This window comes from Streptomyces sp. SP17BM10 (genome assembly GCF_036322405.1).
Classification (GTDB): Bacteria; Actinomycetota; Actinomycetes; order Streptomycetales; family Streptomycetaceae; genus Kitasatospora.
Genome location: NZ_JAQYXB010000539.1, coordinates 254,514 through 280,271, shown reverse-complemented (window position 1 = coordinate 280,271; position 25,758 = coordinate 254,514). Strand labels below are relative to the sequence as shown.

The following is a 25,758-nucleotide window of genomic DNA, read 5'->3' as shown; positions in this document are numbered from 1 at the left end:
GCCGTCAGAGCGCGGCGAGCAGCTCCCGGCCCGCCGGCCAGTCTCCCAGGCCGGACGCCGAGTTGAGGTGCCCGTGGGCCCCGGCCTCGACGAACCGGGCACCCCACGCCCCGGCGAACTCCCGCGCCCGCTCGCTCGTCACCCACGGGTCGTCGGTGCCGGCGACCACCACCGTCGGGAACGGGAACGGCGTCAGTGCCACCGGCCGGAAGCCCGCCAGCACCGGGATGTCGGCGTTGTCGATGTCGGCGGGCGCCACCAGCAGCGCACCGCGCACGGCGGCCGTCCGCCCAGGGGCGGCACCGGCCACCCAACGGGCCGCCGTGATGCAGCCGAGGCTGTGCGCGACCAGCACCACGGGCCCGTGCGCCGCGGCCTCCGCGACGGCGGCGTCCACCCGGGCCACCCAGTCCTCGGCGTCCGGCCGGTCCCAGTCGGCCTGCTGGACCCGCCTGAACGCCTCCGGCTCGGCCTGCTCCCACCGGGTCTGCCAGTGCTCGGGCCCCGAGTTCTCGTAGCCCGCCAGGACGAGGTAGGTGGTGCGGTCGGACATGTGACTCCTCGGAACGTGGTTCGTGCGGTGAGGAGTCTAGGACGCACCCGGCCCGGCGCGCACCGAGGTTCTGGGGCGCACGAGCACCGTCACGCGCTGCTGATCACCCGGAGCGGCGATCCCCTCGATTGCCCGACGGGCCCCTCTTCCTGCACCACCGGCCGACGCCCTACGGTGACCGGCGAGAGAGCACTTGATCGTCAGCAGGAGGACGAGACATGGCAGAGCCGCTGATCGCCGCCGTCGGGGGCAAGGTGCCCGCCGTCGATCCCGGGGCGTTCGTCGCGCCCAACGCCGTCGTGATCGGGGACGTGACCGTCGCCGCCGGGGCGAGCGTCTGGTACGGCGCGGTGCTGCGCGGCGACGCCGAGGCCATCGAGGTCGGTGCGGGCAGCAACATCCAGGACAACTGCACCCTGCACGCCGACCCCGGCTTCCCGCTGGTGGTCGGCGAGCGGATCTCCGTCGGCCACAACGCGGTGCTGCACGGCTGCACCGTCGAGGACGACGTCCTGGTCGGGATGAACGCCACCGTCCTCAACGGCGCCCGGATCGGTGCCGGGTCGCTGGTCGCGGCCGGTGCCGTGGTGCCGCAGGGCATGCGGGTGCCGCCGGGTTCGCTGGTCGCGGGCGTGCCCGCGAAGGTCCGGCGCGAGCTGTCCGAGGACGAGCGGGCCGGGATCACGGTGAACGGCGCCGGCTACCAGCTCCTGGCCGACGCCCACCGGGACATCGAGCCCCTGGCCTGAGCCCCGTTCAGACGGCGGCCGCGGCCTCCCCGGCCGGCACCGGCACCGCGGGCGGACCGTCCGCGGGCCGGCGCCGGTCGGCCGCCCACGCGAGCAGCGCGACCACCGCGCCCGACACGGCCAGCCCGGCGCCGACGAGGGTCGGCGAGGTCCAGCCGAGGCCGGCGTCCAGCGCGAGCCCGCCGAAGTACGCGCCCTGGGCGTTGGCCAGGTTGAACGCGCCCTGCACCGTCGCCGAGGCCAGGGTCGGCGCGCTGCGCGCCTTCTGCATGACGAGGGTCTGCACGGCCGGCACGATCGCGAAGCCGAACAGACCGATCAGCACGACCGTCACGGCTGCCGACCACCGCGCGTGCGCGGTCACGGCGAACAGCGCCAGCGCGGCCGCCAGCAGCAGGAACGCCGCGCAGACGGTCGGCCGCAGCGCCCGGTCGGCGGCGAAGCCGCCAAGCACGTTGCCGATCGTCATCCCGACGCCGAACAGCGCGAGCACCAGCGTCACCGACCCGGTGGCGTACCCGGAGACCTCGGTGAGCAGCGGCGCGATGTAGCTGTAGCAGGCGAAGAACCCGCCGCAGCCGAAGACGACGGTGGCCAGTGCCAGCCACAGCTGCCCGCTGCGGAAGGCGCGCAACTCGTGCCGGAGCCCGGACTGGGCGGGGGAGGGCAGGTGCGGCACGAGGCGGGCGATGGCGAGCGTGCCGGCGGCGGCGATGAGGACGACGACGAGCATCGTCGCCCGCCAGCCGAGGTGTTGCCCGAGCAGGGTCGCGGCGGGCACGCCGACGACGTTGGCGACGGTCAGGCCGGAGAACATGACGGCGACCGCGCGCGCCCTCTTGTCGGGGGCGACGAGTTCGGCGGCGGCCACCGCCCCGGCGCCGAAGAACGCGCCGTGCGGCAGCCCGGTGACGAGCCGGGCGGCGGCCAGGGTCCAGAAGCCGGGGGCGAGGGCGCACAGCAGGTTGCCGGTGGCGAAGAGCCCGGCGAGGGCGACCAGCACCGCCTTGCGCGGGCGTCCGGCGGCGAGCGCGGTGAGCAGGGGCGCGCCGATCACGACGCCGACGGCGTACGCGGAGATCAGCCAGCCGGCCTGGGGGATCGAGACGTGCAGGCTGTCCGCGACCTGGGGGAGGAGCCCCATGGCGGCGAACTCGGTGGTGCCGATGGCGAACGCGGTGACGGCCAGGGCGACCAGCGCGAGAGGCAAGGGGGTGGCTCCGGGGGAGAAGTGGGACGGAACGGGCGGTATTCGTTCGTCCGGCATCCTAATCCGCCCGGGTGACGGTCCCGTAAGCCGATCATGACGGCCCGGTGACGCGGGCGGGTCCGCGGCCGGTGTGGGCCCGGTGACGCGGGCCGGGGCGGGCCGGTGACGGAGGCGCTGCGGGGGCGGACGGCCGGGGCGGACGCGCCGGGTGACGCCATGGGCTTCCCGGAAGGGCTCGCGAGCGGGCCGCCCGCGCGGGAGACTGGGGGCATGTGCCGCAACATCAAGACGCTGCGACCCCCCGTCACGCCCGACGCCGACGAGGACGACTTCCGCGCCGCCGCGCTGCAGTACGTCCGGAAGGTGTCCGGCTTCCGCGCCCCGGCCGCGCACAACCGCGAGGCCTTCGACCGGGCCGTCGAGGCGGTCACCGAGGCGACCGCCCGGCTGCTCGCCGAACTGGAGGTGCGCGGCGCGTCCGCCCGGGCCGTCGAGGCCACCGCGTGAGCCGTCACCGGAACGCCGCGTAGAGACCGCCGCCCGCCGGGCCCGGAGACGGCCCAGGAGACGACCCCGGGACGCGGGCGGGGCGCACAGGTACGAGGAGGTGGTCGGTGATGAACCCGCCCACACGTTACGCACTCACCTTCCCCGGCACCCCCGGCACCCAGGCCCCGCAGGACGTGGTCGTGGTCGCGCGCACGAGCGCGACGGGCCCCGGCGGCCATCCGGTGTACGAGGACGCGAGCGGCATCGTCCGGGCCGAGATCAGCGACGCCGGCGAGGTCCGCATGCTCGCCAGCGGCGGCCACCAGTCCCCGCACGTCCCGGTCCACGCCCAGCCGCTGCCATAGGGCCATAGGGCCTGAAGGGCCAGAGGACGTCCCGGACCGACTAGCGGCGGCCCGGACCGGGTAGCCGATGGGCATGGCAATCTTCCGCAAACCCGGACGTCCGGACCGTTCCGAGCCCGATGCCGTCGCCCCCGAGCAGCTCGCGGACGAGCTCGCCGGTCTGGTCGAGGAGGCCGAGCGGCCCGTCGGCGGCTGGCAGGTCGCCGAGTACCGGGCCGAGGGCGCCCGCGGCCGGGCGCTGGTGCGTGATGTCGCCCGGCGGCTCGGCACGGGTGGCCGGGCCGTCGCCAAGGGCACCGCGGTCGGGGGTCGGGCAATGGCCGAGCAGCTCGTGCGGGCCGCGCCGCGCATCCCGGTCCGCGGCCTGGCCACGCTGCGGGCCCAGCACCCCGGCGCCGCCGATCCCGAGCAGCTCGCCGACCTGCTGGCGCTCGGCGCGATCAGGGCCTCGGGCGCGCTCGGGGCGGGCGTGGGCGCGGCGGCGATGCTGCCGGTGCCGCCCGCGATGGCGGTGGAGATCGCCGCCGAGACGCTCGCCGTGGCGGCCGTGGAGGTGAAGCTGATCGCCGAGCTGCACGAGGTCTACGGCGTCCCGGCGACCGGGAGCGTCACCCAGCGGGCCACCGCCTACCTCTCCGCGTGGGCCAACCGCCGGGGCGTCGACGCCAACCTGCTGGTCCGCCCGGCGGGCTTCGCCGCGCTGGCGCTCGGCGCGGAGGTGCGCCAGCAGGTCCGGCGCCGGCTGACCCGCAGCTCGCTGCGCCGGCTGCCGTCGGTGATGCCGCTGCTGGTCGGCGCGGGGATCGGCGCCAGCGTGAACCGGCGCGACACCCGCCGGCTGGCCGACGAGGTCCGCGAGGACCTGCGCCGGCGCCGTCCGGCGGATGCTTCCTACTGGGACTCGGCCACCGGTTAGCCGGCGACGGGCGGTGCCGCGGCGCCGCGGCCGGCCTTGACGCCGTTGACCATCGCCTGGTGGATCGCCCGCGCGGTGATCTCGTCCGCCGCCGGGACGGGGCTGCCGGAGACCGTGTACCAGTCCAGCGCGCCGGTGTACTGGACGGTCAGCCGGGCCTCGCCGTCCACCCACGTGGTGTGCACGGTGAGGTCACCGGAGATCGGCCCGACCTCGGCGGTGGTGACCCCGCCGGGCCCGCTGATGATCGACTGTGTGGTCCAGGTCGCCCACGACGCGCGCGGGTCCGCGGGCGGCTGGACCTGTCCGCCGCCCTGAGTGTGCTCGGTCATGCGCTAATCCTCCCCCGCCGGTCGGCCGCCCGTCCGGGAGCGACACCAGCGGTAGCCGGAGGCCGCCCGGTGCGTCCGGGCGGCCTCGTCTGTCAGCTGGTCAGCTGCTCGTGCCGTTCTCGTCCAGCATGGGGTCGCCTTCCGCCCGGGACTCGTCCTGCGCGTGAAGGTTCTGCATCGACGTGACGCCCTCCTCGGGGTCCGCGGCGCGGACGTCCTCGTCGGTCTCGGCGCTCACCTGGGCCCGGTCGCTCATGTCGGTCATCTGCGGGCTCCGTCTCCTCGGCCGGTCCGGGCACGCCCTGCGGGGCGCGCGGCAGGCCGGGTCTGTCGTTCGCCCTTCCAGCCTGCCCCCGCCCCGGCCCGGGGGCCAGCCGGGTCACCGGGTCACCAGGTGACGGGCAGCGACCTCAGCCCGTAGATGACGTTCTCGGAGCGGAACCGCAACTCGCTCTCGGGCACCGCGAGCCGCAGGCCGGGCAGCCGGCGGAACAGGGTGGCGAGCGCGATCTGCAGCTCGGCCCGGGCCAGCGGCTGGCCCAGGCACTGGTGCACGCCGAAGCCGAAGGCCAGGTGGCGCCGGGCGTCGCGGTCGAGGTCGACCTCGTCGGGGGAGGAGCGGTCCGCGCCGCCGAACATCGCCTCGTCCCGGTTGGCGGTGGACAGCATCGCGAAGACGCCGTCCCCGGCCCGGATGAGCGTGCCGTCCAGCTCGACGTCCTCGACCGCCACGCGCGGCAGGCCGGTGTGGACGATCGTGGTGTGGCGCAGCAGCTCCTCGACCGCGCCGGGCACGGCGGCCGGGTCGGCGAGCTTGGCGACCTGCTCGGGCTGCCGGAGCAGCAGCACGGTGGACAGTCCGATCATGTTGGCAGTGGTCTCGTGGCCGGCGATCAGGAGCAGCACGCCGGTGGAGGCGATCTCGCGCAGGGTGAGGTCGTCCCGGGCGGCGAGGCGGCTGAGGATGTCCTCGGCCGGATGCTCCTTCTTGTGGGCGGCGAGCCCGCCGAGGTAGTCGAGGATCTCGTCGCTGGCGCGGGCGATCTCCTCCTTGGGGGCGAAGGTGTTGAGCAGCGTGGCGCTGAGGGCCTGGAACATCTCCCGGTCCTCGTAGGGGACACCGAGCAGGAGGCAGATCACCAACGAGGGCACCGGCAGGGCGAACGCGCTGACCAGGTCGGCCTCGGTGGCACCGTCGGTCATCCGGTCGAGGGCGTCGTCGACGATCCGCTGGATCTCGGGCCGCATCGCCTCGACCCGCTTGACCAGGAAGTCCCCGGTGACCATGCGGCGCAGCCGGGCGTGCTCCGGATCGTCGAGCCGGATGAACGCCGGGTTCTCGGCGATGAGTTCGCGCCGGTCGGGGGTGAACAGCGGGAAGGTGGGGTGCCGGGCGTCGGCGCTGAAGCGCTGGTCGGCCAGGACGGTGCGCACCTCGGCGTAGCCGGTCACGAGCCAGATGGGGGTGCCGTCGGGCAGGGCGGCGCGGGTGACGGAGCCGGTGCGGGCGGCGTCGGTGTAGGCGGGCGGCGGGCTGAACGGGCAACGCGTGTCGTGGGCGGCGGGCAGCACCGGGGTGGTGGGCGCGGGCGTGGTCGTCACGGTGGTACTCCTCGGCGTCGCGGTGGGGATCTCCTGGGTGGGGTCGGGTGGAGCGCAGGCGCTGGGCTAACTGCCGGTCGCGGCGGGCCCGTCGGCCGGGGCGGTGTCCGCGGTGGCGTCGTCCTCGGTGACGGTGATCGCGCCGCACGGGCAGAGTTCGGCGGCGAGTCTGAGGTCGGGGTACTCCTCCGGCCGGAAGGCCGTTCGACGCAGCCTCACCAGGCTGTCGTGGTCGTCCTGGTCGAAGAGCTCCGGGGCGTTCGAGACGCACAGCCCGGAGCTGCAGCAGCGGTCCCGGTCGACGCTCACCTTCATGGGCGCTTCCTCCTGCACTCGTTGCTCGTTGTCATTGCCAACCTAACCCCGTGGCACGGCGCACACGGAGGGTGTCGTGGCGGGTTTGCGCAGATTGGCCGATTCGGTCCGGGACGGAACGACCTTTGGCAGCACGAGGTTTGATTTGACGTCAGTTTGTCAAGGGCGGTTCGGCGCGACCCCGCTCACAGGCCCTCGGTGGCCGCGATCTCCCGCACGGAGGCGATCGTGTCGGCCTCGGCCGGGTCCTTGTCCGGCCGGTAGCGGACCACCCGGGCGAAGCGCAGGGCCAGCCCGGCGGGGTAGCGGGGGCTGCGCTGGACGCCGTCGAAGGCGATCTCCACGACGAGTTCCGGCCGGACCCGCACCGTCCACTCGTCCCGCCCGGTCTCCCGGGCGAGGAGTTCGGCGGTCTGCCAGGCCAGCGTCTCGTCGGTGAGGCCCTTGAACGTCTTGCCGAGCATCACCCAAGGGCCGAGCCCGGGCTCGCCCGCCGCCCGGGCGCCCAGGTGCAGGTTGCTGAGCCGGCCGCGGCGCCGGCCGCTGCCCCACTCGGCGGCCAGCACCACGAGGTCCAGGGTGTGCCGGGGCTTGACCTTGATCCAGCCCGCGCCTCGCCGGCCGGCCGCGTACCCGGCCGCGGGGTCCTTGACCAGGACGCCCTCGTGGCCGAGCGCCAGGGTGGCGCGGAAGAACGCCAGCGCCTCGGCGCGGTTCCCGGTCTCGGTGCGCGCCACCCGCAGGCCGGGTGGCGCCGCCTCGGCCAGTGCCGCCCAGCGCTCGGTGCCGGGGCGGTCGACGAGGTCCTCGCCGTCGTGGTGCAGGAGGTCGAAGAAGTAGGCGCTGAGCGGCACTTCGGCCCGCAGCCGGTCCGGGTCCCGGCGGGTGGCGGTGCGCGCCGCGGTCTCCTGGAACGGGCGCGGGCGGCCGTCCGGTCCGAGCGCGATGGCCTCGCCGTCCAGCACGGCCGAGCGCAGCGGCAGCGCGAGCGCCGCCTCGGCCACCTCGGGCACGCGCGCGGTGATGTCGTCCAGGCTGCGGGTGAACACCGCGACGTCCGGGCCGTCCCGGTGCACCTGGACCCGGATGCCGTCCAGCTTCCACTCCAGCGCCGCCGGACCGGTGCGCTCCAGCGCGGAGGCCACGTCCGGCGCGGACGCGGCCAGCATCGGCCGCACGGGCCGGCCCACCTCCAGCCGGAACGCGGCCAGCGCCGGCACCCCGCCGGTCAGCGCCGCCTCGGCCACCGCCCGGGCCGAGCCGCGGAACATCAGCGCCCGCCGCACCGCCGTCGCGGGCACCCCGGCCGCCTGCGCGACGGCGTCCCCGACCACCGCGTCCAGCGCGCCCTGGCGCAACTCGCCCACCAGCACCGCCCGCAGGAACCCCTGCTCGACCTCGGTCGCCCGGCCGAACAGGTCCGTCAGCAGCCGCCGCCGCTCGGCCTGCGCCCCGGCCCCGTGCACGCCGGCGATCCGCTCCAGCTCCCGCTCGACCTCCCGCACCCCGAGCTCACCGGCCCCGTCGGCGGGCGGCGGCAGGTCGCGCAGGCCCGCGTACCCGACGCCGGTGCGCAGCCGCTGCGACTCGCCCGACAGCAGGGCCACGGCAGCCGGTGCCTCGTCCGGCCCCAACTCCCGCAGGCACGCGGCGAGCAGCGCGGTCTTGGCCTTGCGGCCGGGCTCGGCGGCGACGGCCCGGGAGGCGAGGGCGAGCTCGCGCAGGGGCATGGCACCTCCTCGGGCGGACGGCTCCGGACACCTCCAGAATCCCCGCCGGGCCCCTTCCCCGCCCGCCGGAGGGGTGGCAGGGTGGCGTCTCCCGGACCGTGTCCGGCCCCCGCGGCGGGGCCCGGACCCGGTCCGCCGGACATCCGTTCGGACTTTTTTGTTATCGGCAGCGCGCCGGAGGGTCTCCCAGGTGTCGGCACCCGACCGCCGACCCGGACAGAAAGCGTGGCCAGGTGAACAGCGAAGACAGGACGACCATCCTCCCGGCGACCGGCTCGGCCGACGGCGCGGGCGGCCGTTCCGGAGGGCGTGCCGCGCGCCGGGCAGCCGAGCGGCACGCCGACCGCCACGGGGGGCGCGGCAGGCGGGGCCGCAGGCGCGGCGCGTTCGTCCCGGTGTCGACGGTCGTCGTGGCCGTGGCCGGGACGGGCCTGCTCGCGGCGCTCGTGGGCGCCGGGTACGCGGCGTACGCGGGCAAACAGTCCGACCGCGACCCGGGGCAGGCCGTGGCCCTGGACGCGCTGATGGCCGCCGAGGCCGGCACCCACGAGGGCATCCAGGTGCCCGGCGCCGGCGGGGGCCCGGCCCTCGTGTCGGGGGCGCCGCAGTCGCCGGTCAACCTGTCCGCGACGGACCCCGGCACTCCGTCGCCCACCGCCTCCGCCACCGCGACCGCCACCGCCACCGCCACGGCCTCCGCCTCCGCGACGCCCACGCCGACCGCCACCGCCAAGCCGACCCCGACCGCCAAGCCCACCACCACCCAGCGCTCCGCCGCCGCGAGCGCCCCTGCGGCGACCTCCGCGCCCACCCCGGTCGGCGGCGGCGCCTCCCCCTCGTACGCCCAGCAGGTCGTCGACCTCGTCAACGCCGAGCGCGCCAAGGCCGGCTGCGACCCGGTCGCCGCCGAACCCCGCCTGGCCAGCGCCGCCCAGTCGCACAGCGACGACATGGCCGACCGCAACTACTTCGACCACGCCAGCCCCGAGGGCTACCACGCCGACCACCGCATCGAGGCGACCGGCTACCGCTGGAGCACCTGGGGCGAGAACATCGCCCGCGGCCAGAAGGACCCGGCCGCCGTCATGGACGCCTGGATGAACAGCCCCGGCCACCGCGCCAACATCCTCAACTGCGCCTTCAAGCAGCTCGGCGTCGGCGTGCGGACCGGCTCGGGCGGCCCGTGGTGGACCCAGGTGTTCGCCGCCCCGGCGTGACCCCGGCGGGGGCCCGTCACCGGCCCGTTTTCCGATTCCGCGCAAATTGTTGTTATCTGATCACTCCCCAGGGGTCTCCGAGGAGGCATCGGCGGGCGGAAGACGGCAAGACGGAGTGCGGACGATGAACGCTGACGTGCAGAACGCTGACGTGCGCAACACTGACGTGCACGGCGCCGGTGTACCCGGCACCGATGTGCGCGGCGGCACCGGGACGACCCTGGTGCGCGCCGCCCAGGCGGGCGACCGGCAGGCCCAGGAGGCGCTGGTCGCCGCCTGGCTGCCGCTGGTCTACAACGTGGCCGGGCGAGCGCTCGGCGGGCACGCCGACGTCGACGACGTCGCCCAGGAGACGATGATCCGCGCCCTGGACGGCCTGGAGGGGCTGCGCGACCCGTCGTCGTTCCGCTCCTGGCTGGTCGCGATCACGATGAACCAGGTCCGCCGCCGCCACACGGCCGGTCAGCAGCAGCCGACCGTCGGTGGCCTCGACGAGACCTGGGAGGTCGCCGACCCGCGCGCCGACTTCACCGACCTCACCATCCTGCGGCTCGGCCTCTCCGGCCAGCGCCGCGAGGTCGCCGAGGCCACCCGCTGGCTCGACCCGGACGACCGCGAACTGCTGTCCCTGTGGTGGCTGGAGGCGAGCGGCGAACTGTCGCGCGCCGAACTCGCCGAGTCGCTCGACCTCAGCCCGCAGCACACCGCGGTCCGGGTGCAGCGGATGAAGAAGCAGCTGGAGTCCGGCCGCGTGGTCGTCCGGGCACTGAGCGCCTACCCGCGCTGCCCCGAACTCGCCGAGGTCACCGCCGGCTTCGACGGGACGCCGAACTCGGTGTGGCGCAAGCGCATAGCCCGGCACATCCGCGGCTGCGCCACCTGCGACCGCCTGGGCCGCGACCTCTTCCCGGCGGAGGGGCTGCTCGCCGGGCTCGCGCTGGTGCCGATCCCGATGGGTTCGCCGGTGCTGCTGCACTTCAAGGTCACCGCCGCCGCGATCGCCTCCGCGGCGGGGACGGGGGCCGCCGGAGCGGGCGGTGCCGGCGGCGCGGCGGGTACCGCGGGCGCGGCCGGAGCGGGTTCGCACGGGGGCTGGGCCGCCATCGCGGCGAAGAAGGCCGTCCTGGTGAGCAGCGCGGCGGCGGCCGCCGTGGCGGTCACGACCCTGGCCCTGGTCTGGCCGGCCCCCGCCGAGAAGCCGCTGGAGGCGGCGCCCGAGCCGATCACCCCGGCCGCCGCGCCCGACACGCCGACCGGGACGCCGCTCGCCCTCCCGGCGCCGGCTCCGGCCGCCGTCACCGACACCCCCACACAGACCCAGACTCCGACCCCGGTCGAGACCCCCACAACAACCCCGACGCCGACCCCGTCGCCCACCGCGCCTCGGCCGACCGCCCCGCCCAGCCCGGAGCATCAGCTCGTCGACCTCGTGAACGCCGAACGGGCGAAGGCCGGCTGCGCCCCGCTGCGGATCGACCCCCGGCTGCACGGTGCCGCCCAGAAGCACGCCGACGACATGGTCGCCCGCAGCTTCTTCGACCACGTCAACCCCGACGGCGTCCACCCCGACGCCCGGATCACCGCGGCCGGCTACCGCTGGTCCCAGTGGGGCGAGAACCTCGACCGCGGCGTGGCCAACCCCTCGGCCGTCGTCGCCCACTGGATGGACGGCGGCATCCACCAGTCCAACCTGCTGGACTGCGGCTTCAAGGACGTCGGCGTCGGCGTCGCCACCGGCCCGGCCGGCACCTACTGGGCCCAGGACCTCGGCGCCCCGCTCTCCTGAGCCGGGCGCCCGGGCCGGCTACGCGGGCGTGACCGGGACGAGCCCGTCCGCCTGCCCGGTCACGTAGCCGGTGGCGTGCCCGACCACGCCGCCCGCGTCGCCGACCTGCCCCGGCGCCAGGTCGGCCGTCGGGCCGAGCGGCGCGGGCAGCCCCTCCTGCCCGCCCACGGCGCTGGCGTGCGCGCTCGGGGCGGTCAGGGAGGCCACGAAACCCACGGCGAGCGAGGCCACGGCAAGCATGCTGCGCTTCTTCATGCCGGGGCTAACGAGCCCGCGCCGCACGGGTCACGGGGCAGGGGCGCGGGGCGGGCGCGCGGGGCGCGGAACCGGCGTGCGGGCGTTCCGGTGGCGGGGGGCTTAGGAGCGGGGTGGGATGGGGAGGGGTTCCGGAACGAATCCGGCAAATCGATCTTTCCGCCCCTCCCTTCCGGCCGGGTTCACCGACCGTCCCAGGCCTCCGCCACCCCCGCGACACGAAGGGCACCCGATGCACGCAGCCGAGCTCACCTCCGCCGTCCTCGCCGAGCTGCGCCGCCCCCGGCGCTACCCGGCCGTCTCCGTCCTGCTGCCGACCCACCGCAGTGAGCCCGAAAACACCCAGGACCCGGTGCGCCTGCGCAACCTCGTCGCCGAGGCGAAGGCCAGGCTGCAGGCCGACGAGGCGGTCAGCCGGGCGGACCGGCTGGACGTGGTCGAGCAACTGGACCGCGCGCTCGCCGAGGTCGACCTCGTGCACGCCGAGGACGGCCTGGCGATCTTCGCGGCGCCCGGTGAGCACCAGGTGTGGTCGCTCCCGCGCTCGGTGCCCGCCCGGGTCGTCGTCTCGGACACCTTCCTGACCCGCAACCTGGTCTCCGCCTACCTCTCGGGCGAGCCCTACTGGGTGCTCACCGTCTCCGCCGACCGGGCCGCGCTGTTCAGCGGCTCCGGGCCGAAGCTGGTGCCGCACGACGGCGGCTTCCCGGTCGACCAGGTCGGGCCGGACTGGGACGTCGAGCGCAAGGAGCGGATCGGCAACGTGCCGAGCACCTTCACCGACGAGGAGACCCGCCGGTTCCTGCGCTCGGCCGACACCGCCCTGGCCGCCGTCCTGGAGTCCGACGCCCGTCCGCTCTACGTGCTCGGCGAGGCGGCGGCGATCTCCCTGCTCGACGACGTCGGCACGGCGGCCAAGCGCGCCGCCGCCCAGGTCGCGCGCGGCGGCCTCGGCCACGCCTCCCCGGCCGCGGTGGCCGAGGCCGTCGGGCCGACGGTGGCCGAACAGGGGCGCAAGGCCGTCGCCGAGCTCCAGGAGCGCCTCAGCCAGGCCCAGGGCGTGAAGGGCCTGGCCGCCGGCATCGACGAGGTCTGGCAGAACGTCGCCGAGGGCCGGGCCGCCGTGGTCGCGGTGGAGGAGGACTACTGGCAGCCCGTCCGGGTGACGGACAACCACCTGGTGCCCACCGAGGACGGCGGCCCGGACGTGCGCGAGGACATGGTCGACGAGATCGTCGAGCGCGCCCTGGACACCGGCGCCCAAGTGCAGTTCGTCCCGTCCGGCGAACTCGCCTCGCGCGGCCGCATCGCCGCCGTCCTGCGGTACTGACCCTTACGAGGCCACGCGGCCGAGGCCGAAGCGGGCGGCCACCCGGTCGGCCAGCTCGGCGGCCGGCGCGGCGCCGTCGACGGTCAGGACGTCGAGCCGGTGGCCGGTGGCCTGAGTGCGGACCTCCGCGTCCCACAGGGCGTCGCGCGCGAGCCGCTTGGCGAGCACCGTCGAGGGGTCGCGGCCGCCCCACGTGGCCCGCGCGCGCTGCGGATCCGCGTAGCGCGCGCGGAGCACGTCCCGTCGGAAGCCCGCCGTGGGCAGGAGGAAGACCGCCTGGCCGGGTCGCCTCAGCAGCGGCGCGAGGTCGGCGGGCAGGATCCCGAAGTAGTCGACCAGGACGATCCGGTCGGTGGGCATGGCGAGGAGGTCGTCGACGACGAAGCCGAGCATCTCGCCGTGCACGCTCGGCATCGCGCGCAGCACCTCCTCCGCCGTACGGCCGTCCCACCCCGCCCCCGGCGGCAGGCCGCGCAGGGCCGAGAGGTACGGGTGGCGCTCCGGCGTGCAGCGCGTCAGCCACCGGTGCTCCGCGCGGTCGCCGTCGTACACCGGGAGGCCGTGACGGGCGGCGAGCAGGCGGGCCAGGGTGCTCTTGCCGCTGCCGGTGCCGCCGGCGATCCAGCGCACGTGGGCCAGTGAACGGGCCGTCAGGAGGAGGGATTCCCTGCCGGTCCCGGTGTCCGGGAGGGGAGAGGTCATGGGTGCCAGGGTCCCCCTCTCCGCCCGGAAATTGCAGTCTTGTTCTTCCCCGGCCGATCGCCGAACCTGGAAGAGAGGGGGCGGGGCAGCTCATCGTGCCGGTACCGCCGTGCTCAGCCGCTCGGGTCCTCGGAGGGGGTGCTCGTCCGCTCCAGCGGCCGGACCGACTCCAGGACCTGCTGCACCTGCTGGACCACGGCCGTCGTCGGTTCCCGCAGGCACGCGGTGAGCTCGATCACCGCCGGGGCGGGGCCACTCGCGACGGTCCGGTAGCCGACCAGCTCGGCGGTGCCGCCGACGGTGGTGCACTCCTTGCCGACCGCGGCGGCCTGGGCCGGGCGGGACTGGTCCGCGTACTCCTTGATCCGGCTCGGGTCCTTCACGAGCCGGAAGGTCACGACGACGCCGCTGCCGCGCAGTTGCCCGACCGGCAGGCAGAGCGTCTTCCGGCCCTCGCAGGCGGTCGGTTCGACGAGCGGCTGGTTGGCCAGCGTGCCGATGGTCACGTCGGGCTGGGCCCATCCGTTCGCCTGCGTGAGCCAGCCCTTGGGCACGTTGACGACCATGTCGGGGCCCGAGCCGAACGAGATCGCCGTCCCCAACGGCCCCACCGGGTCCGGCCCTTCGGGCTCGGGCGTGGCGGAGGGCGCCGCCGTGGCCGCGCTCGGCGCGGTGGCCGGTGTCCCCGCGGCGCCCAGCGCTCCGGTGGCGTCGGGGGCCGGAGCGATCGCCGGGGCGGCGGCCAGGGCGGCGGCGAGCAGGCCGCCGGTGAGTCCGGCGCCGAGGCCGGCGGCCCGCCGCCGGCGGCGGGTGCGGCCGGCGCGGGCGAGGACCCGCTCGATGCGGTCCTCGGGCGCGGCGAGGTGCGGGGCGGCCCTCTGGAGGAGGACCCGCAGTTCCTCCTCCTCCCCGCTGTCGGTGCCGTCCGGCCCGTGGACCCCGTCCGGCCGGTCCGGGTCGAGGAAGTCAGTTACCGTCACGGCGTCCCCCGTCCAGCATCAGTTCCCTGACCGGCAGTCTGCCGCGCAGGGCCGCGAGTGCCCGGTGCGTCTGGCTCTTGACGGTGCCGCTCGTGCAGCGCAGCACCTCCGCCGTCTCCTCGACGCTGAGGTCCTCGAAGAAGCGCAGCACCACCACCGCCCGTTGCCGTGGCGGCAGCGCCCGGACGGCCGTGGCCACCACCTGGCTGAGCACGACGTCCTCGAAGGGGTCGGCCCGCTGCACCGGCGGTTCGGGCAGCTCGCCGTGCGGGAGTTCGCCGGTCCACCGGCGGCGCCACCAGGAGACGTGCGAGTTCACCAGGACCTTGCGCACGTACGCCTCGGGGCGTTCGATCGAGATCCGGTCCCACTTGGGCCAGACCTTGGCGAGCGCGGTCTGCAGCAGGTCCTCGGCCTGGTGCGGGTCGCCGGTCAGGAGCCAGGCCGTGCGCAGCAGCTTCGGGCCGCAGGCGGCGACGAACTCCTCGAAGTCCGGTGTCGCGTCCCTCATCCCGCCGCCCCTGCCATGGTGTTCCCGTCGTCGCCGTTCGCCGTGGCGGCCCGGTCGGCCGCGTGCGTGGTGTCGTCCTCACGGCTGGTGGAACGCGGTGGCCCCCGGTTCGGGTTGTCTCCGTTCCCGGACGATTTTCGCAGCGCCCGGGGGAGGGCCTCGCCGGGAACGCTGGACGGCCCGCGAGCCGGCCGGGACTGTGCCGGGCGGCGGGCGGGCCGTGGCACCACGATGCGCCGTCCGTCCCGTGGGCGCAGGAGCGCGAACGGGGCGCCCGGACGCACCGGCCGGGCGCGATCGGGGCGTACGGCGGCCGCGGCGGCCGCGGTGCTCTCCCCGGCCGGTCGGGCCGTCAGAGCGTACCGGAGCCGTGCTCCACGGGCCCGACCGCGCGGGCGGCCACCGGCTGCGCGCCGACCGTCCAGTCCGGGTGGCCCGGCATGGGCGGGGTGCGGTGGCCGTAGAGCCAGTCGGTGAGGAAGCCGGTGAGGTCCTGCCCGGAGACCTCGGAGGCGGTGCTGATGTAGTCGGCGGTGGTCGCGTCGCCGTACCGGTACCGCGTCAGGAAGGTGCGCTCGATGGCGTCGAAGGTGCCCTCGCCGACGCGCTCGCGCAGCGCGAAGAGCACGAGCGCGCCGCCGGTGTAGCGCTGGCTGTCGAACAGGTCGGCCGCGGTGGGCGAGGCGACCGGCCCGGCGTCGCGGCGCCACTGGTCGCCGAGGCCGTACAGGTGGCGCATGCGGTCGACGAGGGTGGTGTGGCCCCAGGCGTCCGGCCAGCCGCGCTCGTAGCGGTAGAGCAGGCCGTAGTAGTCGGCGTGGCCCTCGTTGAGCCAGAGGTCCGCCCAGGTGGCGGGGGAGACGCTGTCGCCGAACCAGGAGTGCACGAGCTCGTGCATCATGTGCGAGCCGATCGCGGCCTCGGGCTGGCGCAGGAAACCGGGCTTGTACAGCGTCAGGGTCTGGGTCTCCAGGCCGGTGAAGCCGAAGGCGTTCGGGTCGTCGGTGTCGGCGGGCAGGATCCCGTACGCCTCGAACGGGAAGGGCCCGAGGTGCCGTTCGGCCCAGGCGAGCTGGTCGGCGGTGAGCGCGAGGGCCGCTTCGAGGTCGGCGGCGCGCGCGGTGGGCACGACGTCGCGCAGCGGCAGGCCGTGCGGGCCGGTGCGCTCGCGGACGGTGTAGTCGCCGACCGAGACCTGTACGAGCTCGGTGGCCATCGGCTCGCGGGAGACGTAGCGCCGGGTGGTGCGGCCGTCGCCGAGCGGTGTGGTCCGGGTGAGCTCGCCGCTGGCGACGCCGAGCAGGCCGTCCGGCGCGGTGACGTCGATGGTGAAGCGGGCCTTGTCGCTGGGGTGGTCGTTGGACGGGAAGACGGTGTGCGCGCTGACGGGCTGCCCGGCGACGGCGAAGCCGTTCGCGGTCGGCACCCAGCCGGTGTGCGGGAGCCTGGCGCGCGGGTCCGCCGAGTACGTGATCCGCACCCGCGCGGTGGCGCCGCGGCGCAGCGCCCGGCCCGGCGTGACGGTGAGCTTCTCGTCGTGCGCGCGGAACGCGGCGGGCCGGCCGTCCACCTGGACGTCGTGCACGTCGAGGCCGAGCGCGTCGAGATCCAGGCTCGCCAGGTCGCGGGAGGGCCGGGCGGTGATCACCGCGGTGGCGTCGACGGTGCGGCTGTCCGGCCGGTAGGCGAAAGAGAGGTGGTAGGCGAGCGCGTCGTAGCCGCGGTTGCCGAGCGACGGGAAGACGGGGTCGCCCAGCCCGTCCGCCGCGGTGGCCGCGGGACCGCCGGTGGTCAGCAGCGCCGCGCTGAGCGCGAGCACCAGGGCGAGCCCGGCACGGCCGCGGGCTCGGGTCCGACGCAGGGGGATCAGGGCGACCACCGCTCTCCGGGATGACGGCACGTGAGGTGTTCCGGGCACGGATCCTATGGGAACGGCCGTCCGCCCGAGCGTGGTTCGGGAGTTGGGCCCCGGCACCTATCCGCGCGTCGCCGCGTGCTGGGTCAGCTCGAGGAGCGTCTCCAGGTCGTGCGCAGCCTCGGCCGCGCGGGCGCGAGCAGCACGGCGACCCGGCACGGCGCCGCCCCGGGCCTGTCTCGCGCTCGCGGCCGATGGTCCTCGTCCTCCTGGCCGGAGCGGCCCTGGCCGGCGCACCCATCGCCGCACCGCGAGACCGACCGGCGGGTGCCGGGGGACGCGACACGTGCGTCCCCCGGACGGAGCACTGCGGTAGCGGTGCGATCGCCCTCCGTCATACGGTCGAAGAGTTCCGCCCCCTGACGGGCGGGACCACGGTCGCCGGAGAACCTGGCCAGGTCCGGCGGCCGTACTTTCATGCCCGCGCACAGGCCCTACGCTTGGCGGTCCGCCCCTTCCGCGCCGGACCGCCAGGAGCCGCTGTGACCACGTCCCCGAACTTCCTGGTGATCGGCGAGTGCGTCGCCGACGTCGTCCGCGCCGACGGCGCGCCGGACCGGGTGCACCCCGGCGGGAGCCCCGCCAACGTCGCGTACGGGCTGGCGCGCCTCGGGCGGCCGGCGACGCTCCTCACCCAGCTCGCGGACGACGCCCACGGGCGGCTGATCCGGATGCACCTGGAGGGGGCCGGGGTGGTGGTGCGGGCGGAGACGGTGGCCCGGACGCCGTCGGCCGTCGTGGAACTGGACGGCGACGGGCGCGCGCAGTACGCCTTCGACATCGGCTGGACGCTCGGCGCCGCCGAGGTGCCGGACGCGCCGGGGTACGTGCACCTGGGCTCGATCGCGGCCGTGACGTCGCCGGGGGCGGAAACCGTGCTGGGGATCGTCGAGCGTCTGCGCGGCCGGGCGAGCGTCAGCTACGACCCGAACGTGCGACCCGCGCTGATGGGCGAGCGGGCCGTGGCCGTCCGCCGGGTCGAGCGCTGCGTGGCGCTGAGCCACGTCGTCAAGGCCAGCGACGAGGACCTGGCCTGGCTCTACCCGGGCGAGGCGCCGGAGTCCGTGGCCCGGCACTGGCTCGGGCTGGGCCCGGCCGTCGTCGTCGTGACGCTGGGCGCGGCCGGCGCCGTCGCGCTCGGCGCGGACGGCGCCCGGGAGGAGGTCGCCGCCCGGCCGGTGCGGGTGGCGGACACCGTCGGAGCCGGGGACTCCTTCATGGCCGCCCTCCTGCACGCCCGCGCGGCCGGCACCCCGCTCGCCGTCTGCCTCGCCCACGCGGTGACGGCCGCGGCCGTCACCGTCTCCCGCCCGGGCGCGAACCCGCCCTCGTCCGCCGAACTGGCCGCGGCCCTCGGTTCCGGCTCCCTCAGCCGGCAGCCTCGGTGAGGTCCTTGCCGTACCAGATCTCGGCGTACGGGCCCGCGCTGTAGGCGGGGATCTCGCGGTAGCCGTGGCGGGTGTAGAGGGCGCGGGCCTCGACGAGGTCGAGGCGGGTGTCGAGGACGATGCGCCCGGCGCCGAGGGCGCGGGCGGCGGAGTCGACGGCGGCGAGCAGACGGGCGCCGCCGCCGGTGCCGCGCAGGCCGGGGCGGACGTAGACGCGGGTGAGCTCGACGGTGGTGGCGTCGAGGCGGCGCAGCCCGGCGCAGGAGTGGGCGCGGCCGTCGTAGCGGCCGATCAGGAACAGGCCGGTGGGCGCGGCGAGGTCGCCGCTGGGGGTGTCGGCCAGGCCGGCCTCCAGGACCTCGGGGGCGAAGTCCTCGCCGTGGTGCAGCCGGCCGTACCGGTTGGCGACGTCGTAGTAGTACTCGCGCAGCAGCGCGAGCGCCTCGTCGCTGGTCACGTCGGCGGGGGCGACGGTCCAGGCGGCCGTGGCGCGCGGGGTGGTGCTGGTCGTCATGCCCCGCATGATCGCCGTGCGGGCGGCCCGGCGGCAAAGGGTTTTCGGGCGGCGCGCGGGGGCGTCCGGTCGTCCTGCGCACGGCAAAGCTTGGGCAAGGTCCCGGGCGGGTCGTTCTGCCGTGCGGGTGATGGGGGGATTGACGGGGGTGCCCCACAGGGGAGCAGTGGCGTTATGAACGCACCATCAGATCGTCACATTAATGGGGGTTTGAGGGGGAGTCACCCGGCGCGGAAGGGTCTGCGGACCGGCCTGCTGGCCACCGTCTGCCTCTCCGCCGTCGTGGCCGGCTGCGCCGGGCCGACCGGACCCGCCGGGCCGAAGGCCGGACCCGCCAACGCCGCGAGCGCCGCACCGGCCCTCCGGGCGGAGGGCACGGCCGCCGGGGAGCCCGCCGTCGACCGGGCCGGTGCCCGCCCGCCGGCCGCGCCGCCCATGCTGCCGGGCCTCGCCCGCCAGGAGGAGGAGACCAGCAGCGAGGCCTTCGCCCGCCAGGAGACCGCGACCCGCGCGGCGTTCGAGACCGCCCGGCGTTGGGGCCTGGCCGAGCCGCCGCTCAAGGCGCCCCCGCCCCCGGCCGCCCGGCCCACGCTGCGCGCGATGCAGGGCGTGAAGCTGAAGGACGGCCGTCCGCCGGTGGTCTTCCGCGTCCCCACCGACGACAAGGTGGTGTTCCTGACCGTCGACGACGGTGCCGAGAAGGACCCGCAGTTCAACAAGATGGCCGCCGAGCTCGGTGTCCCGCTCAGCGCCTTCGTCTCCGACTACCTCGCCCGGGACGACTACGGCTACTTCCGCGACCTGCACTCCCAGGGCGTGGAGATCAACAACCACACCATCAACCACCGCAACCTGAAGATCCACGACTACGAGACCCAGCGCTACGAGATCTGCAGCCAGCAGGACCAGCTGGAGCAGCAGATCGGCGTCCGCCCCCGCCTGTTCCGCCCGCCGTACGGCGAGTACAACGACGACACGCTGCGCGCGGCCGGGTCCTGCGGCGTCCAGGCGGTGCCCCTGTGGAACGAGGAGGCCTTCCCGGACCACATGGAGTGGCGCTACGACGACCAGAAGCTCCACCCGGGCGACATCATCCTCACCCACTTCCGGGGCGCTGACATCTGGAAGGCCACGATGCCGGACCTGCTGCGCAAGGTCCTGGACGAGGTCACCGCCCAGGGCTACGCCCTCGGGCGCCTGGACGACTACCTGTAGGGCGTGCGGGCGGGGCGGCCGGCCGGTTCAGCCGAGCGAGAGGGCGTCGAGGTACACCCACGCGCCCTCGTGCCGGACGAACCGGCTGTTCTCCTTGAGCACCCCCTCCTCGCGGCCCTCCGTCCAGTACGCGCGGAACGCGACGGTGCCCTCGGAGTGGAACGCGCCGCCCTCGGTGGTGGCGTCGACCTCCAGGCGGGTCCAGTGCAGCGCCGGGTCGAAGTCCACCGCGTCCGGCCGGGTGTCCGGGTGCCAGCTGCGCAGCAGGTACGCCTCGTCCTGCACGACGAAGGCGCTGAAGCGGGAGCGCATCAGCGCCTCGGCCGTGCCGGCCTCCGCCGCGCCGCGGTGCATCCGGCCGCAGCAGTCGCCGTAGGAGGCGCTCAGGCCGCACGGGCAGGGGGAGGAGGGCAGCAGCCGGGGCGCGGCGGAGGCGGCGCGGGGAGCGGGGCGACGTCGGGACATGCGGTCCATTGTCCCCCGTCCGCTCCGCTCTCCGTGCGCCGCCCCCCGGGGGCCTGCGGGCGCTCGTTACGCGTTGCGCTTGAACGAGTAGTTGAACTCGCCGGTGCCGAAGTGGCGGTAGAGCCGCAGCCAGAACGGCATCATCATCTCGGTCGCGCGGGCGCCGGTGATGTCCCCGAGGTCGATGATCCACTCGGCCGGCCAGCCGAACTCGCCGAGCAGCGCGACCGCTTCGGCCTTGGCCGCGTCGTCGTTCCCGGAGACGAACAGGTTGTGCTCGCCCGGCAGCACGGCCGGGTCGACCATCACGGCGACGTTCATCGTGTTGAGGGCCTTGACCACCCGGGCCGCCGGGAACTCCCGCTGGATCTGCTCGCCGACGCTGTCCGTGTTCACCGGGTCGAGGGTGAGCTCACCCTCGGGGGAGAACACCAGCGGGTTCGACACGTCGATCAGCAGCTTGCCGGCCAGCCGCTCGGCGCCCGCGGCCCGCAGCGCCGCCAGCGCGACCGTGCCGCCGGTGGCGTTGATCACCACCTCGCCGGACTCCGCCGCGTCGGCGAAGGTGCCGCAGTGGCCCTGCGGACCCGCCGCGGCGGCCCAGGCCAGCCCCTTCTCGTTGTCCTTGGTCCGCGAGCCCAGCGTCACCTCGTGACCGAGGGACACCAGCTTGCTCGCCAGCGTCTGCCCGACCGTGCCCGTGCCGATGATTCCGATGCGCACAGCTACTCCGCATCTCCCGTGAAACGCGCCCTCGTGGAGCGTTGTCGGCGACGACGATAGTTGACCCGGGCTCAGTCAAGAAGGACCTTCCGGCTCCGGCTACAGGGTGTGGCCGAGGACGGCGAGGAGGCGGGCTATCGCGTCCTCGTCGCGGCGGTAGTGGGTCCACTTGCCGACGCGGGTGGCGCGGACCAGGCCGGCCCGCTGGAGCTCGGCGAGGTAGGCGGAGACGGTCGACTGCGCGAGGCCGGTCTTCGCCTGGAGGTGGCTGACGCAGACGCCGACCCCGTGCGGGTCGGCGATCGCGTGGTCGAGCGGGAAGTGCCGCTCGGGATCGCGCAGCCAGGTCAGCAGCTGCAGGCGCGTCGGGTTCGCGATCGCCCGCAGGGCGGTGGCCAGGTCGGCATGCATGCGGGAAGGGTACCGGTGCTGTCAAAACCGGGCCCCGGCGCGTCGGCGCCGGGGCTGACGTGGGCTCGTCCGGAGCCGGCCTCGCACCGCTCTGGTGGCGAACTCGCCACAATTCCAAACGAGTTAGCCATCGTGGCGGCCTGGGGCAGGCGCGGTCGCCGGCCGGCTCGCCGAACCAGGTGCACAGGGCGCGGTCCAGACCAACCGGGGCGGGCCCGCCGGCGCCGGGGCGGGCGGTGACGGTCGATCGGGGATGACGCGGTGTCCGCCGGGTGTCAGCGCCCCCGTTCAACCACGAACCCCGGCAGTGCGAGGAGGAACTCCCGTGCCTCGTCCGCCTCTTGCTCCCCACGGGCGCCGACCGCGCCGAGCACCCCGTCGATCTCCCGCTCCGCCGCCGCGACGAGCCCGGCTGCCGCCTGTCGTGCGCTCTCCACGCATTCGTACGCCGCGAGCCGGTCGAGCAGCCAGCGCACGTCCTCGGCGGCCCCCGGCCCGCGCTGGGACCTGGTACGGCTCAAGTAGCGCTCGGCCCTGGCGCGTTCGGCGGGGGTGCAGCGCTCCAGGAGGTGGATCAGCATCAGCGTCCGCTTGCCCTCCCAGAGGTCGCCGGCGATCTCCTTGCCGTACTCCTCCTGCGTCCCGGCGAGGTTCAGCACGTCGTCCTGGATCTGGTAGGCCGCGCCCAGGTACCAGCCGAACCGGTCCAGCCGGCCGGAGTCCGCCGTGGCACCCTCGGCGACCAGCAGGCCCGTGCGGCACGGGTAGAGGAAGGTGTACCAGGACGTCTTCTTGAGGCACAGCCGGTAGTAGTCGCCCGGGACGAGGGCACACGCGTTGTCGCGGATCCAGGCGATCTCCAGGGCCTGGCCCTCCAGCGACTGGCGGCACATGAGCTCGGTCTCCTCGAACAGCCGCCAGGCCAGCTCGCCGCCCAGCCCCCGCCGGTTGGCCATCAGCCGCTGGAGGCCAAGGAGGTGGGTGGCGTTGCCGACGTTCAGCGCGACCTCGACGCCGTACGCGGCCGGCAGGGTGGGCCCGCCGCGGCGCAGCTCGCTGCCGTCCTGGATGTCGTCGTGGATCAGGAAGGCGTTGTGGAACAGCTCGACGGTGACGGCCGGGTTGAGTGCGCGGGCGGGGTCGCCGCCGAAGGCCGCGCAGGTGGCGAGGCACAGCGCCGCGCGCAGGCCCTTGCCGGGGCGGGCCGGGTAGTCGGCGGCCAGGTCGTAGAGGTAGGGCGGGCTCTGCTCGGGGATGTGCCCCAGCAGCGCGGCCACCGTGCGCTCCCGGTAGCGGGCCAGCACCCGCTCGACCTGCTCCGCGCCGCCCGTGACCCGGGGTGGTGTCACTCCCCGGGCCGCTCGTCGGGCTCCCCGGCGGCGGTGCGCTGCGGTCCGAAGGCGGTGCTCAGGCCCTGGTTGGCGAGGGACGGCGCGAGGCGGCTCAGGTCGAGCAGCAGGTCGACGATGTCGTGCGCGCTCTCGGCGATCCTGCGGGTGTGCTCGGTGGCGTCGCCCGCCGTGTTGCCGAGCACCCGGGCGCTGACGGCGTCGATCAGTTCGTGGGTGTTGTCCGACACCCGCTGCACCAGCCGGCCGAACTCCTCCTGGTCGACGCGGTGCTCGTCGGCGAGGCGCCCGCCGACCGCCTTGGCGTCGGCCAGCCCGGCCGCCAGCTCGCGCTCCAGGACGGCGGCGGCCTCCGACACCGCCCGCTCGCCCTCCTCGCCCGCCCCGCTGAACCGACCGGCATCGGGCATGGCCGACCTCCTGGCTCGTGCCCCGGCCAGCCCGGGGTGCACCGTCGCAATGCTTGCCGATGGTACACGCCCGTACGCGGAGCGTGTCCGGTGTTCGCGATTCCATTCGGCACCGGGGCTCGGCGAGTCGCCCTACGCCCCTCATTCGTCACTGATAGTAGTTGCGTGGTTTCGCTGCGAAGGCGCTGGCGACGGCACGAAGGAGCGGTCAATGGGTGGCAGACAGCGTCCGGCGAAGGCGCGGACCCCGCGGCAGAAGGTGGACACCCGCGTGGAGATCGCCCGCCTGGAGGGCTTCCTGGCCTGGGAGGCGGAGGTCGCGGCGGCCGAACGGGACGCCCGCGCCTTCGCCGGCCAGTTCGCCTGGCTGCCGGCCGCCGAGCGGGAGAGCCTGGAACGGGCCTACGCCGCAGACCGGCTGCGCTACGCCGAGGAGGTCGTGGACCGCGCCGTCGACCGCTGCCGCCGCCTCGCCGCCCGCTACCGCGGCGAGTGCCGCCGGATCTGCGCCCGCTGGGCCGCCCTCTGCCTGTCCGTGACGCTGGCGGCCGCGCTGTTCGCCGCGGTGCCCGCCATCCTGCGGGGCTGACCCCGAGGCAGGACACCGCAACGCCGAGGGCCCGCCGCAGACGCTGCGGCGGGCCCTCGGCGCGTGGGCGGGGATCAGTGGTGGCCGTGGCCGCTGCTGATCTCCCGGTGCTCCTCGGCGGTCGGCTTGGCGATCCGGCTCCCCTCGCCGTAGAAGCCGCGCGACAGCTTGGCCCGCGCGCGACTGAACAGCCCGGCCCGCCGGGCCACGCCGTTCTCGTCCACCTCGGGCTCCACCTCGAGCGGCTCCGGCTGGTCGTGCGAGGTGAGGGTGTACGTCCGGCCCTGCGGCAGCGGCGCGTGCACCTCGATGAACTCGCCGTGCTGGAGCCGCTTGATGACGCCGGTCTCGCGGCCGTGCAGCACCTTCTCCTTGTCGCGGCGCTGGAGGCCCATGCACCACCGCTTGGTGATCACGAAGACGACCACCGGCAGCGCGAAGAAGCAGATCCGCACCGCGTAGGTGATCGCGTTGATCGACAGGTTGAAGTGCGTCGCGAGCAGGTCGTTGCCGCCACCGGCCAGCAGGATCAGGTAGAGGCTGATCCAGGCCGCGCCGAAGGCCGTGCGCACCGGCGCGTTGCGCGGCCGGTCGGCGATGTGGTGCTCGCCGCGGTCCCCGGTGACCCAGGCCTCCAGGAACGGGTAGCACCAGATGGCCAGCAGGACGGTCGGGAAGACCATCAGCGGGATGAACACCCCGAGGTTCAGGGTGTGGCCGCCCCAGACGCTGATCTCCCAGCCCGGCATGACGCGGATCAGGCCCTCGGAGAAGCCCATGTACCAGTCCGGCTGGGCGTCGGTGGACACCTGGTCCGGCCGGTAGGGGCCGTACGCCCAGATCGGGTTGATCGTGGCGATCGCCGCCATCAGCGAGACCACGCCGAACACCAGGAAGAAGAAGCCGCCGGCCTTGGCGGTGTAGACCGGCAGCAGCGGCATGCCGACGACGTTCTGGTTGGTGCGGCCGGGCCCGGAGAACTGGGTGTGCTTGTGGTAGAAGACGAGGATCAGGTGCGCCGCGAGCAGGCCGACCATGATCCCGGGGATCAGCAGGATGTGCACGGTGAACAGGCGCGGGATGATCACGTGCCCGGGGAACTGCCCGCCGAACATGAAGAACTGCAGGTAGGTGCCGACGATCGGCACGGCCAGTACCGCGCCCTCCATGAAGCGGATGCCGGTGCCGGAGAGCAGGTCGTCCGGCAGCGAGTAGCCCATGAAGCCGTCGAACATGCCGAGGATCAGCAGCAGCGCGCCGAAGACCCAGTTGAGCTCGCGGGGCTTGCGGAACGCGCCGGTGAAGAAGACGCGCATCATGTGCGTCAGCATCCCGGCGATGAAGACGACCGCCGCCCAGTGGTGGATCTGGCGGATCAGCAGGCCGCCGCGGATGTCGAAGCTGATGTCGAGCGTGGTGCGGTAGGCCTCCGACATCTGGACGCCCTTGAGCGGGACGTACGAGCCGTCGTAGATGACCTCGCTCATGCTCGGGTTGAAGAAGAGGGTCAGCCAGACGCCGGTGATGATGATGATCACGAAGGTGTAGAGCGCGATCTCGCCCAGCATGAAGGACCAGTGGTCCGGGAAGATCTTGCGCAGGTTGGCCTTCGCCAGGGAGTAGATGCCGAGGCGGCCGTCGGCCCAGTCGGCGAAGGCCTCGGCCTTGTTCGCGGGCTGGTCACGCGTACTGGTGGTCACCGGTCCCGGCTGCTGGTCGGTTCTCACGACGGGCTCC

General features: G+C 74.9%; 29 protein-coding genes. 10 read left to right on the top strand and 19 right to left on the bottom strand.

Going from position 1 to position 25,758, the window contains the following annotated elements; translation table 11 throughout:
- Positions 1 to 4: 4 nt before the first annotated feature.
- Positions 5 to 553: an RBBP9/YdeN family alpha/beta hydrolase gene (locus PUR71_RS13245; protein WP_329927152.1), complete on the bottom strand. Its 549-nt coding sequence runs from the start codon at positions 551 to 553 to the stop codon at positions 5 to 7.
- A 218-nt stretch (positions 554 to 771) separates the two neighbouring features.
- On the opposite strand from PUR71_RS13245, the gene PUR71_RS13240 reads away from it, so the two are divergent.
- On the top strand, positions 772 to 1,302 hold the full coding sequence (locus PUR71_RS13240; RefSeq protein WP_329927151.1) for a gamma carbonic anhydrase family protein: 531 nt from the start codon (positions 772 to 774) through the stop codon (positions 1,300 to 1,302).
- Positions 1,303 to 1,309: 7 nt separating this feature from the next.
- Here the strand turns inward: PUR71_RS13240 and PUR71_RS13235 are convergent, their stop codons facing one another.
- Positions 1,310 to 2,512, bottom strand: coding sequence for an MFS transporter (locus PUR71_RS13235; RefSeq protein WP_329927150.1), 1,203 nt, complete (start codon positions 2,510 to 2,512; stop codon positions 1,310 to 1,312).
- A 270-nt stretch (positions 2,513 to 2,782) separates the two neighbouring features.
- Between PUR71_RS13235 and PUR71_RS13230 the strand changes: the two genes are divergently transcribed.
- The 3 genes from PUR71_RS13230 to PUR71_RS13220 all read left to right on the top strand — a co-directional run bounded on the left by PUR71_RS13230 (position 2,783) and on the right by PUR71_RS13220 (position 4,282).
- Entirely contained in the window at positions 2,783 to 3,019 is a 237-nt protein-coding gene (locus PUR71_RS13230) for a DUF2277 domain-containing protein (protein WP_329927149.1), read from the top strand.
- A 110-nt stretch (positions 3,020 to 3,129) separates the two neighbouring features.
- Positions 3,130 to 3,366 (top strand): DUF6296 family protein, encoded by a 237-nt coding sequence (locus PUR71_RS13225; RefSeq protein ID WP_329927148.1) that lies wholly within the window; start codon positions 3,130 to 3,132, stop codon positions 3,364 to 3,366.
- Positions 3,367 to 3,439: 73 nt separating this feature from the next.
- The gene (locus PUR71_RS13220) at positions 3,440 to 4,282 is read left to right on the top strand and encodes a hypothetical protein (protein ID WP_329927147.1); all 843 of its coding nucleotides are present in this window, start codon (positions 3,440 to 3,442) and stop codon (positions 4,280 to 4,282) included.
- Here PUR71_RS13220 and PUR71_RS13215 read toward each other — a convergent pair.
- The 5 genes from PUR71_RS13215 to PUR71_RS13195 all read right to left on the bottom strand — a co-directional run bounded on the left by PUR71_RS13215 (position 4,279) and on the right by PUR71_RS13195 (position 8,261).
- The gene (locus PUR71_RS13215) at positions 4,279 to 4,614 is read right to left on the bottom strand and encodes a hypothetical protein (RefSeq protein WP_329927146.1); all 336 of its coding nucleotides are present in this window, start codon (positions 4,612 to 4,614) and stop codon (positions 4,279 to 4,281) included. The genes PUR71_RS13220 and PUR71_RS13215 overlap by 4 nt on opposite strands.
- Before the next feature lie 100 nt (positions 4,615 to 4,714).
- On the bottom strand, positions 4,715 to 4,879 hold the full coding sequence (locus tag PUR71_RS13210) for a hypothetical protein (RefSeq protein ID WP_329927145.1): 165 nt from the start codon (positions 4,877 to 4,879) through the stop codon (positions 4,715 to 4,717).
- A gap of 122 nt (positions 4,880 to 5,001) precedes the next feature.
- A complete protein-coding gene (locus PUR71_RS13205) occupies positions 5,002 to 6,216 on the bottom strand; it encodes a cytochrome P450 (protein ID WP_329927144.1) in 1,215 nt (404 codons plus the stop codon).
- 66 nt (positions 6,217 to 6,282) lie between these two features.
- Positions 6,283 to 6,531 carry a ferredoxin gene (locus tag PUR71_RS13200; protein ID WP_329927143.1) on the bottom strand — a complete coding sequence of 83 codons (249 nt, stop codon included), beginning with the start codon at positions 6,529 to 6,531 and terminating at the stop codon, positions 6,283 to 6,285.
- A 185-nt stretch (positions 6,532 to 6,716) separates the two neighbouring features.
- On the bottom strand, positions 6,717 to 8,261 hold the full coding sequence (locus PUR71_RS13195; RefSeq protein WP_329927142.1) for an ATP-dependent DNA ligase: 1,545 nt from the start codon (positions 8,259 to 8,261) through the stop codon (positions 6,717 to 6,719).
- Positions 8,262 to 8,494: 233 nt separating this feature from the next.
- On the opposite strand from PUR71_RS13195, the gene PUR71_RS13190 reads away from it, so the two are divergent.
- Together PUR71_RS13190 and PUR71_RS13185 are read left to right on the top strand one after the other, a co-directional pair.
- Complete coding sequence (locus PUR71_RS13190) at positions 8,495 to 9,478, top strand: CAP domain-containing protein (protein ID WP_329927141.1); 984 nt, start codon at positions 8,495 to 8,497, stop codon at positions 9,476 to 9,478.
- A gap of 124 nt (positions 9,479 to 9,602) precedes the next feature.
- The gene (locus PUR71_RS13185; RefSeq protein ID WP_329927140.1) at positions 9,603 to 11,264 is read left to right on the top strand and encodes a sigma-70 family RNA polymerase sigma factor; all 1,662 of its coding nucleotides are present in this window, start codon (positions 9,603 to 9,605) and stop codon (positions 11,262 to 11,264) included.
- Between the two features lie 18 nt (positions 11,265 to 11,282).
- Here PUR71_RS13185 and PUR71_RS13180 read toward each other — a convergent pair whose 3' ends face one another.
- Positions 11,283 to 11,504 (bottom strand): hypothetical protein, encoded by a 222-nt coding sequence (locus PUR71_RS13180; protein ID WP_329927139.1) that lies wholly within the window; start codon positions 11,502 to 11,504, stop codon positions 11,283 to 11,285.
- Between the two features lie 247 nt (positions 11,505 to 11,751).
- Here PUR71_RS13180 and PUR71_RS13175 point away from each other — a divergent pair, with 247 nt between their 5' ends.
- Complete coding sequence (locus tag PUR71_RS13175) at positions 11,752 to 12,849, top strand: baeRF3 domain-containing protein (RefSeq protein ID WP_329927138.1); 1,098 nt, start codon at positions 11,752 to 11,754, stop codon at positions 12,847 to 12,849.
- Positions 12,850 to 12,852: 3 nt separating this feature from the next.
- On the opposite strand, the gene PUR71_RS13170 is transcribed toward PUR71_RS13175, so the two are convergent.
- From PUR71_RS13170 to PUR71_RS13155, 4 genes are all read right to left on the bottom strand, one after another.
- Positions 12,853 to 13,551 (bottom strand): hypothetical protein, encoded by a 699-nt coding sequence (locus tag PUR71_RS13170; protein WP_329927137.1) that lies wholly within the window; start codon positions 13,549 to 13,551, stop codon positions 12,853 to 12,855.
- 113 nt (positions 13,552 to 13,664) lie between these two features.
- Positions 13,665 to 14,531, bottom strand: a complete 867-nt coding sequence (locus tag PUR71_RS13165; RefSeq protein ID WP_329927136.1) for a hypothetical protein — start codon at positions 14,529 to 14,531, stop codon at positions 13,665 to 13,667.
- Complete coding sequence (locus PUR71_RS13160; protein WP_329927135.1) at positions 14,518 to 15,042, bottom strand: SigE family RNA polymerase sigma factor; 525 nt, start codon at positions 15,040 to 15,042, stop codon at positions 14,518 to 14,520. The genes PUR71_RS13165 and PUR71_RS13160 overlap by 14 nt, the downstream gene beginning before the upstream one ends.
- Before the next feature lie 352 nt (positions 15,043 to 15,394).
- Complete coding sequence (locus PUR71_RS13155) at positions 15,395 to 16,921, bottom strand: M1 family metallopeptidase (RefSeq protein WP_329927134.1); 1,527 nt, start codon at positions 16,919 to 16,921, stop codon at positions 15,395 to 15,397.
- A gap of 518 nt (positions 16,922 to 17,439) precedes the next feature.
- On the opposite strand from PUR71_RS13155, the gene PUR71_RS13150 reads away from it, so the two are divergent.
- Positions 17,440 to 18,345: a carbohydrate kinase family protein gene (locus tag PUR71_RS13150; RefSeq protein ID WP_329927133.1), complete on the top strand. Its 906-nt coding sequence runs from the start codon at positions 17,440 to 17,442 to the stop codon at positions 18,343 to 18,345.
- Here PUR71_RS13150 and PUR71_RS13145 read toward each other — a convergent pair.
- Positions 18,326 to 18,859, bottom strand: a complete 534-nt coding sequence (locus PUR71_RS13145; protein ID WP_329927132.1) for a GNAT family N-acetyltransferase — start codon at positions 18,857 to 18,859, stop codon at positions 18,326 to 18,328. The two genes, PUR71_RS13150 and PUR71_RS13145, sit on opposite strands and share 20 nt — an antisense overlap.
- A 210-nt stretch (positions 18,860 to 19,069) precedes the next feature.
- On the opposite strand from PUR71_RS13145, the gene PUR71_RS13140 reads away from it, so the two are divergent.
- A complete protein-coding gene (locus PUR71_RS13140) occupies positions 19,070 to 20,074 on the top strand; it encodes a polysaccharide deacetylase family protein (protein WP_329927131.1) in 1,005 nt (334 codons plus the stop codon).
- Between the two features lie 27 nt (positions 20,075 to 20,101).
- On the opposite strand, the gene PUR71_RS13135 is transcribed toward PUR71_RS13140, so the two are convergent.
- The 5 genes from PUR71_RS13135 to PUR71_RS13115 all read right to left on the bottom strand — a co-directional run bounded on the left by PUR71_RS13135 (position 20,102) and on the right by PUR71_RS13115 (position 23,432).
- Positions 20,102 to 20,539, bottom strand: coding sequence for a YchJ family protein (locus tag PUR71_RS13135; protein WP_329927130.1), 438 nt, complete (start codon positions 20,537 to 20,539; stop codon positions 20,102 to 20,104).
- Positions 20,540 to 20,605: 66 nt separating this feature from the next.
- Positions 20,606 to 21,262 carry an NADPH-dependent F420 reductase gene (locus PUR71_RS13130; RefSeq protein ID WP_329927129.1) on the bottom strand — a complete coding sequence of 219 codons (657 nt, stop codon included), beginning with the start codon at positions 21,260 to 21,262 and terminating at the stop codon, positions 20,606 to 20,608.
- Positions 21,263 to 21,361: 99 nt separating this feature from the next.
- Entirely contained in the window at positions 21,362 to 21,673 is a 312-nt protein-coding gene (locus tag PUR71_RS13125; RefSeq protein ID WP_329927128.1) for an ArsR/SmtB family transcription factor, read from the bottom strand.
- A 275-nt stretch (positions 21,674 to 21,948) separates the two neighbouring features.
- The gene (locus PUR71_RS13120; protein WP_329927127.1) at positions 21,949 to 23,022 is read right to left on the bottom strand and encodes a polyprenyl synthetase family protein; all 1,074 of its coding nucleotides are present in this window, start codon (positions 23,020 to 23,022) and stop codon (positions 21,949 to 21,951) included.
- Positions 23,019 to 23,432 (bottom strand): hypothetical protein, encoded by a 414-nt coding sequence (locus PUR71_RS13115; RefSeq protein WP_329927126.1) that lies wholly within the window; start codon positions 23,430 to 23,432, stop codon positions 23,019 to 23,021. The genes PUR71_RS13120 and PUR71_RS13115 overlap by 4 nt, the downstream gene beginning before the upstream one ends.
- 211 nt (positions 23,433 to 23,643) lie before the next feature.
- On the opposite strand from PUR71_RS13115, the gene PUR71_RS13110 reads away from it, so the two are divergent.
- Positions 23,644 to 24,021, top strand: a complete 378-nt coding sequence (locus PUR71_RS13110; protein WP_329927125.1) for a hypothetical protein — start codon at positions 23,644 to 23,646, stop codon at positions 24,019 to 24,021.
- A gap of 74 nt (positions 24,022 to 24,095) precedes the next feature.
- Here PUR71_RS13110 and qcrB read toward each other — a convergent pair whose 3' ends face one another.
- On the bottom strand, positions 24,096 to 25,721 hold the full coding sequence (gene qcrB / locus PUR71_RS13105) for a cytochrome bc1 complex cytochrome b subunit (protein WP_329927181.1): 1,626 nt from the start codon (positions 25,719 to 25,721) through the stop codon (positions 24,096 to 24,098).
- Between the last annotated feature and the right edge of the window lie 37 nt (positions 25,722 to 25,758).

What these genes read in the sequence shown, in the direction of transcription:
- PUR71_RS13195 (WP_329927142.1), bottom strand. Translation starts at nt 8,261, where the DNA reads ATGCCCCTGCGCGAGCTCGCCCTCGCCTCCCGGGCCGTCGCCGCCGAG.
- PUR71_RS13240 (WP_329927151.1), top strand. Translation starts at nt 772, where the DNA reads ATGGCAGAGCCGCTGATCGCCGCCGTCGGGGGCAAGGTGCCCGCCGTC.
- PUR71_RS13220 (WP_329927147.1), top strand. Translation starts at nt 3,440, where the DNA reads ATGGCAATCTTCCGCAAACCCGGACGTCCGGACCGTTCCGAGCCCGAT.
- PUR71_RS13135 (WP_329927130.1), bottom strand. Translation starts at nt 20,539, where the DNA reads ATGTCCCGACGTCGCCCCGCTCCCCGCGCCGCCTCCGCCGCGCCCCGG.
- PUR71_RS13145 (WP_329927132.1), bottom strand. Translation starts at nt 18,859, where the DNA reads ATGACGACCAGCACCACCCCGCGCGCCACGGCCGCCTGGACCGTCGCC.
- PUR71_RS13230 (WP_329927149.1), top strand. Translation starts at nt 2,783, where the DNA reads ATGTGCCGCAACATCAAGACGCTGCGACCCCCCGTCACGCCCGACGCC.
- PUR71_RS13210 (WP_329927145.1), bottom strand. Translation starts at nt 4,879, where the DNA reads ATGACCGACATGAGCGACCGGGCCCAGGTGAGCGCCGAGACCGACGAG.
- PUR71_RS13180 (WP_329927139.1), bottom strand. Translation starts at nt 11,504, where the DNA reads ATGCTTGCCGTGGCCTCGCTCGCCGTGGGTTTCGTGGCCTCCCTGACC.
- PUR71_RS13160 (WP_329927135.1), bottom strand. Translation starts at nt 15,042, where the DNA reads ATGAGGGACGCGACACCGGACTTCGAGGAGTTCGTCGCCGCCTGCGGC.
- PUR71_RS13115 (WP_329927126.1), bottom strand. Translation starts at nt 23,432, where the DNA reads ATGCCCGATGCCGGTCGGTTCAGCGGGGCGGGCGAGGAGGGCGAGCGG.
- PUR71_RS13245 (WP_329927152.1), bottom strand. Translation starts at nt 553, where the DNA reads ATGTCCGACCGCACCACCTACCTCGTCCTGGCGGGCTACGAGAACTCG.
- PUR71_RS13170 (WP_329927137.1), bottom strand. Translation starts at nt 13,551, where the DNA reads ATGACCTCTCCCCTCCCGGACACCGGGACCGGCAGGGAATCCCTCCTC.
- PUR71_RS13125 (WP_329927128.1), bottom strand. Translation starts at nt 21,673, where the DNA reads ATGCATGCCGACCTGGCCACCGCCCTGCGGGCGATCGCGAACCCGACG.
- PUR71_RS13175 (WP_329927138.1), top strand. Translation starts at nt 11,752, where the DNA reads ATGCACGCAGCCGAGCTCACCTCCGCCGTCCTCGCCGAGCTGCGCCGC.
- PUR71_RS13110 (WP_329927125.1), top strand. Translation starts at nt 23,644, where the DNA reads ATGGGTGGCAGACAGCGTCCGGCGAAGGCGCGGACCCCGCGGCAGAAG.
- PUR71_RS13200 (WP_329927143.1), bottom strand. Translation starts at nt 6,531, where the DNA reads ATGAAGGTGAGCGTCGACCGGGACCGCTGCTGCAGCTCCGGGCTGTGC.
- PUR71_RS13215 (WP_329927146.1), bottom strand. Translation starts at nt 4,614, where the DNA reads ATGACCGAGCACACTCAGGGCGGCGGACAGGTCCAGCCGCCCGCGGAC.
- PUR71_RS13185 (WP_329927140.1), top strand. Translation starts at nt 9,603, where the DNA reads ATGAACGCTGACGTGCAGAACGCTGACGTGCGCAACACTGACGTGCAC.
- PUR71_RS13225 (WP_329927148.1), top strand. Translation starts at nt 3,130, where the DNA reads ATGAACCCGCCCACACGTTACGCACTCACCTTCCCCGGCACCCCCGGC.